The following is a 6,921-nucleotide window of genomic DNA, read 5'->3' as shown; positions in this document are numbered from 1 at the left end:
TTTCCTGCATAGAAAATTAGAAAAGCCATATCATATCGATTATGTTTTTGGCAGTAAAGAATTTTTAAACGGACTAAAAAAAATGGAATTTGGAAAAATTAGTGATTGGTTAAAAGTAAGCGACCATTTACCAATTATTTGTGAATTTGAAATTCAAAAAAAATAACGACACGCCAACAACATGTATAATTCATTACTGGTTATAGCCTACTTACGAAAGTCCTCTCGGACTTTCTATCTGTGATTTATTTGCTAACTTTAGTGCTGAAACACGCAACTAACCATACACAAACACGTAGTGCATTTACTGATGTTTAGACAATTATTTAATAATATAGAAATTGGTCTAGTTTATAAAAACAATTTAAAAAAACATGAATTTAAAAACTCTTTTCTCCTTATTTGTTTTTATGATTACTCCCTTAATTGGGATAGCACAATCAAGAGAAACTATTATCTTGACAGATAATTGGAAATTTCAAAAAGGTAAGAACGACAATGCATTTCAAAAGCAATTCAACGATTCAAATTGGGAAACTGTAAGTGTTCCACACGATTGGGCAATTTATGGTCCTTTTGACAAGGAAATAGATAAACAAGAAGTTGCTATCCTCCAGAATGGCGAAAAGGATGCAACTGAGAAAACAGGTAGAACAGGAGCGCTACCACATGTTGGGAGCGCATGGTATCGAAACAAATTTACACTACCTGCAAATCATGAGGAAAAAAAAGTAATTCTTCTTTTTGAAGGCGCAATGAGCGAACCTCAAGTGTATTTAAACGGTAAAAAAGTTGGGGAATGGGCATATGGATACAGCTATTTTTATTTTGATATTTCAGATTTAATTCAAAAAGGAGAGAACACACTTGCGGTTCGAGTTTCAAATATGGAATATGCATCTCGATGGTATCCAGGCGCTGGCTTATATCGAAAAGTGAGTGTGATTGTTAAAAATAATGAAAGTATAAACCAATGGGGCACTTACATTACAACTCCATTTATTAGTAATGATATTGCTAAAGTGAATATAAAAACTATGGCCAGTGGCGAAAATACAGAACTAATCACAACCATATATAATGCTAATGGTGATAAAGTTGCTTCGGGAAAAACAAAGCATCAGTTTGGAGATGAATTTGAGCAAAATATTACTGTTGAAAATCCTAACCGCTGGAGTCCAGAGACTCCATATTTATATACTGCCAAAACACAATTGTTTGTTGGTGAAGAATTGAAAGATGAAATTTCAACACGTTTTGGTATTCGAGAAATAAAATACGAACAAAACAAAGGGTTCAGTTTAAATGGTGAGGTTAGAAAATTTAAGGGAGTTTGTTTGCACCATGATTTAGGACCTCTTGGAACCGCAGTTAATATAGCGGCATTGAGAAGGCAATTAACAATTTTGAAAGATATGGGATGTGATGCTATTAGAAGTTCTCATAATATGCCATCACTTGAGCAACTTGAAATATGTGATGAAATGGGGTTTATGTTTTTAGCCGAAAGTTTTGACGAATGGGCAAAGCCAAAAGTTGAAAATGGTTATAACCGTTTTTTTGATGAATACGCTGAAAAAGACATTGTAAATCTAGTCCGTGCTACTCGAAACCATCCATCAATTGTAATGTGGAGTTCAGGAAACGAAGTGCCCGATCAATGGGGATCTGAAGGAGCAAAACGAGCTAAATGGCTACAAGATATTTTTCATAGAGAAGATCCGACACGTCCAGTTACAGTTGGAATGGATCAGGTAAAAGCTACATTGGAATCGGGGTTTGGAGCCTTGTTAGATATTCCGGGATTAAATTACAGAGTGCATTTATATGAAGAAGCATATGAAAAATTTCCACAGGGATTAATTTTAGGTTCTGAAACGGCTTCAACGGTAAGTTCTAGAGGGGTTTATAAATTTCCTGTTCTCCAAGAAAGTATGAAGCAATATGATGATTTTCAAAGTTCATCATATGATTTGGAATATTGTAGTTGGTCGAATGTTCCTGATGATGACTTTGTATTACAAGATGATAAACAATGGGTAATTGGTGAATTTGTTTGGACTGGTTTCGACTATTTAGGTGAGCCTACACCTTATGATGAAAGTTGGCCTTCAAGAAGTTCTTATTTTGGAATAAATGACTTAGCAGGTTTACCGAAAGACAGGTTTTATTTGTACAGAAGTCGGTGGAATACGACAGATGAAACCCTTCATATATTGCCTCATTGGAATTGGGAAGGTAGAGAAGGAGAAATAACTCCTGTTTTTGTATATACAAACTTTCAAAGTGCAGAACTTTTTGTAAACGGAAAAAGTATGGGTGTTCAAGAAAAGAATCATTCATCACCCCAAAATAGATACCGCTTAATGTGGATGGATGTAAAATATGAACCAGGAACGTTAAAAGTAGTTGCTTTTGACAAACAGGGAAAAGCTGTTTTGGAAAAGGAAATTCATACGGCAGGAAAACCATATAAAATTGTTTTAGACCCAGATCGAAAAACTATAAAAGCAAATGGAAAGGACTTATCATATGTTACAGTTTCTGTAGTTGATAAAAATGGAATTAAATGCCCCACAGCTACTAACCAGTTAAAGTTTAAAGTTTCTGGAAAAGGTTCTTTTCGTGCTACATGCAATGGAGATGCAACGTCCCTTGAAATGTTTCATTTGCCAACAATGAAATTATTTAGTGGAAAACTAGTAGTTACTGTTCAATCAGGCAAAGAGGAAGGTGAAATTAAATTATACGTAGAAGGTTCTGGACTAAAAGATGCTGAAATAGTATTACAGTCCCAAAAGTAAAATAAACGCTCTACAACACAGGTAACCGTTGCGCAACTCTATAATTTCAAAAAAAACAAGGCATTCTTGGCACTTTTAAACGTGTCTTTCCTTTAATTTTCATTATAGAGTTCTAAAATTAACTCCGCTAACAATCAAGATAAACTCATTATATAGCTGCTTTATTTCTGAAAAATTGAAGCCGAGCGACTTTGCTCCACTTTTTGCTGTTTTTAAGATGAACTTCAGATACTTTTTCAAGTTATAAGCAATGCCAGCCATGTGCATCACTTTGTTCGCTTGTTTAATTGATCTTTCTAAGTCCCATATTTCTTAAATATTCAAGTAGGACCAAAAATTGGTATGAAAATTCACGAATTTGAAGACAGTTTTAAAAACTTTGACTTTGGAGTAAACGGTGGAATTGGACTCACAACCTTAGAAAATGTAGCTATTGAAGTACGTTATAACTTAGGTTTGGTAGGTATGTTTGACGAAGACAGAGCACCAAAGTTTGAAGGAACAAATGCGGTTATTCAAATTGCACTTACGTGTAGATTGTAATTCTTTAGACTTTTTTGTCATTCCTGCGGAGGCAGGAATCTCTTGTTATCTAAGAGCGCAGCGATACTAAGGCGAAAGTTTCTAAAATCGAACTTTTTGATTATAGGTTTGAAAACGATCTAAAAATCTAAAAGTAAAGCAAGTCTAACAATCTAAAAGCAACGCGATCTAATAGCAAAAGCGCATCTAAAAATCCAAGAGCAAAGCGCGTCTAACTTTTAACAAACTTCTTCACTGCCGTTTTCCCTTTCTGAGTAATTTTTATAAAATACACTCCAACTTTTAACTGTGTAACATCATAAGTATTTTGTGTCAAAGAGCGTTCAGAAATAATCATATTTCCAGTAATATTATAAATAGAAAAGCTCGTTTTTGAATTCGCAGAAATTCCAGTCAAAGAAAGTTCTTTCTGAACAGGATTCGGATACACTTTTATACTATTTGAAAATGCATCATTATCTTTAATAGATAAAACTTGTCTTCCGTACACGAGTTTTTCACCTAACAAATCGATCATTGTCAACGTTTCATCCGTAAGATTAATAGTGTAATCAAAAAAGTTTGTACCATTATTTCCTAAAATACCAAAATAAACAGGCTCAAAAGTATCGCCATTACACATTACAAGCGTTTGGTTGAGCGAAACAATGTCTAGTGACGTATTACCATTGCTTAATTCATATTTGCCAAAAAATTCGTTACACGTTCCAAGACCAACTGCATTCTCTGCCAACGGATCAGGATCAAGACTGCTAAAAGTAATAGGAAGTGCATCTCCGTTTGGTACATATATTGTGGAACCACTGCTCTCAATATAATGTAAAAACCATTGACCTAAAAGATCAGGATCATCTTGTGCGTTTATTGTATAACTTACTAAAAGTATTAAAAAGGTAGTGTAAAGTTTTTTCATGGTATAATAATTTAACTGGTTTCAATACTACAAATATATAATAGTTGTAGTATAGAATCATACAGAAAAATAACTATTCTAAAATTAATAGTCGTAATTTATAAATTCTAAGTAAAATTTCAATAAAAAGTGTCAAAACATATTCTAACAGCGCAGCGATTCAGAAAATTACTCGAATTGACGTGTGTGTATTATAAAGGATTTATTTTAAAAAGAAAATGTACTTTGAAATCTACCAAAATACCAAGAGCGCAGCGAAAGCAAGTCTAGGAGCAAAGCAATCTAACAGCGAAAGCAATTCCAAATCACCCATGCATCGTTTCCGTAGTGCCTAGATCTTTCATAATTTCTGCTTCATAAGCTAACAAGGCTTGCCATTTTTCATCCACTTCGGTACGATCTCCATATTGTCTGGCAAAACCTAAAAACATGGTATAATGATTGGCTTCGCTCACCATTAAATTCTTATAAAAAGTCGCCAATTCCTGATCGCTAATATTCTCGGATAATAACTTAAAACGTTCGCAACTTCTACCTTCAATCAAAGCAGCATACAACAATCTGTGAACCATTTGTGTCGTTCTGCTTCCGCCTTTTGGGAAAAACTGTAGCAACTTAGAAACATACGCATCTTTACGATCGCGACCCAATTTCCAGCCTCTTGCTAAAATATGATCGTGTACCATTTTAAAATGACTCATTTCTTCTTTCACCAAAGCAATCATTGCTTCTACCAACTCAGGATATTCAGGAAAACTCACAATCAAAGAAATTGCCGTACTTGCCGCTTTCTGTTCACAAAAAGCATGATCTGTTAAAATCTCTTCAATATTTTTCTCTGCTATATTCACCCAACGCGGATCGGTTGGTAACTTTAAACCTAACATCATACTATCTATTAAATTTCTAAATCAAAATCTTTACGTAGTCGCTCTACAAGCGGATTTATTTCTTTCAATTTTTCGTACTTATCACGTTCTGTAAACGCATATTTTTTCACATTTTGTTCGTTGACCTCAATCGCTAAAGAAACATCATAATTATTCAATTCGGCACGGACATATTCCAATAACGGATATTGTGCGCGTTCAATCTCAATTTTCATGGTTTCATTCGGCATTTCGATACAAATAATAATATCATCTTTCAGCTTCGGAATATCTGTTGCTAGGAGTGAAGACATAATTTTTTCACCTTTCCTATCAATTTTTTCCACATACGCATTCCACACTTCCAACATACGTGCTTCCGTAAACGCATCTTTCGGCAATGCTTTTTGATCAACAACTTTACTTTGTTGTTTCTTTAAATGTTCTTGTTTTGCTTTAATGCTCGAAAGTGACAAACCAGAAACTTTATTTCGCATCATCGAAATATCAATCTTTGGTTTTGGTGGCGGCGGTGTTGCTACTTTTGGTGCCGATACGTTTTCGGGTGTTGTTGTCGCTTCCGCAGATTGAACCTGCGGTGATTGTGATGCTGTTTCCGTTGTTGTTGCAGCTGTAGCAGAAGTAACTGTAGCTAGCGGATCAATTTTTTTGCCATGTGCTAAGAAAAAAGTAGCTGGAATTATGAACCGTTTGCTATTTTTTTTTTCTCCATCATAATTGATAGAGGCAAGTTGCATTAAACACAATTCGACTAAAAGTCGTTGATTTCGACTGGTTTTATACTTTAAATCACAATCATTTGCCAGCTCAATTCCTTTCATCAGAAATGGTTGTGACGTTTTTTGCGATTGTTCTAAATATTTCTGTTTCGTTTGATCGCCAACTTCCAAAAGTGCAATCGTTGCTTGATTTTTGCAGACTAATAAATCTCTAAAATGAGAAGCGATTCCTGCTACAAAATGATGTCCGTCAAATCCTTTTGATAAGGTTTCGTTGAAATCTACTAGCAATTGCGGAATGTTATTTTTCAACATTAAATCGGTTGCCGTAAAATAGATTTCGTAGTCAAGCACATTCAAGTTTTCGGTAACGGCTTGTCGCGTTAACTGTTTTCCAGAAAAACTCACCACTCTATCAAAAATAGATAAGGCGTCGCGCATAGCACCATCTGCTTTTTGTGCAATAATATGTAATGCGTCGTCGTCTGCTTCTACACCTTGACTTTCGGCAATGTATTTTAAGTATTCCTTTGCATCTTTAACGCCAATTCGTTTAAAATCGAAAATTTGACATCTTGATAAAATCGTTGGAATAATCTTGTGTTTTTCGGTCGTTGCCAGAATAAAAATGGCATGTTTTGGCGGCTCTTCTAAGGTTTTTAAAAACGCATTAAAAGCTGCCTGTGACAACATGTGTACCTCATCAATGATGTACACTTTGTATTTTCCCACTTGTGGTGGAATGCGTACTTGTTCAATCAGGCTACGAATATCATCTACGGAATTGTTTGAAGCGGCATCTAATTCAAAAATATTAAATGCAAAATCTTCATCCGGATTTTCCGTACCATCTTGATTGATCTTTTTGGCTAAAATTCGTGCACAAGTTGTTTTTCCAACACCACGCGGACCACAGAATAATAAGGCTTGCGCGAGATGACTACGTTCTATGGCGTTTTCTAAAGTATTTGTAATCGCTTGTTGACCCACAACATCTTTAAATGTTTGCGGTCTATATTTACGAGCTGATACAATGAAATGTTCCATAGAAT

The 6,921-nt window shown here is 34.9% G+C and carries 5 protein-coding genes; 2 read left to right on the top strand and 3 right to left on the bottom strand.

What is annotated here, in order from left to right; genetic code table 11:
* Positions 1-374 precede the first annotated feature (374 nt).
* Together AB8B65_RS10630 and AB8B65_RS10625 are read left to right on the top strand one after the other, a co-directional pair.
* Positions 375-2,804 (top strand): DUF4982 domain-containing protein, encoded by a 2,430-nt coding sequence (locus AB8B65_RS10630; protein WP_405300958.1) that lies wholly within the window; start codon positions 375-377, stop codon positions 2,802-2,804.
* Positions 2,805-3,146: 342 nt separating this feature from the next.
* Complete coding sequence (locus AB8B65_RS10625) at positions 3,147-3,347, top strand: hypothetical protein (protein WP_405300957.1); 201 nt, start codon at positions 3,147-3,149, stop codon at positions 3,345-3,347.
* Between the two features lie 211 nt (positions 3,348-3,558).
* Here AB8B65_RS10625 and AB8B65_RS10620 read toward each other — a convergent pair whose 3' ends face one another.
* The 3 genes from AB8B65_RS10620 to AB8B65_RS10610 all read right to left on the bottom strand — a co-directional run bounded on the left by AB8B65_RS10620 (position 3,559) and on the right by AB8B65_RS10610 (position 6,916).
* Positions 3,559-4,260 (bottom strand): T9SS type A sorting domain-containing protein, encoded by a 702-nt coding sequence (locus tag AB8B65_RS10620; RefSeq protein WP_405300956.1) that lies wholly within the window; start codon positions 4,258-4,260, stop codon positions 3,559-3,561.
* 305 nt (positions 4,261-4,565) lie between these two features.
* Positions 4,566-5,147: a tRNA-(ms[2]io[6]A)-hydroxylase gene (locus AB8B65_RS10615; protein ID WP_405300960.1), complete on the bottom strand. Its 582-nt coding sequence runs from the start codon at positions 5,145-5,147 to the stop codon at positions 4,566-4,568.
* A gap of 11 nt (positions 5,148-5,158) precedes the next feature.
* Positions 5,159-6,916, bottom strand: a complete 1,758-nt coding sequence (locus AB8B65_RS10610) for a DNA polymerase III subunit gamma/tau (protein WP_405300959.1) — start codon at positions 6,914-6,916, stop codon at positions 5,159-5,161.
* Positions 6,917-6,921 lie beyond the last annotated feature (5 nt).

Source organism: Kordia sp. (genome assembly GCF_045105435.1).
Taxonomy (GTDB): Bacteria; Bacteroidota; Bacteroidia; order Flavobacteriales; family Flavobacteriaceae; genus Kordia.
Note: the sequence above shows the minus strand (reverse complement) of the source record. Positions and strands in the feature narration are given on the sequence as shown.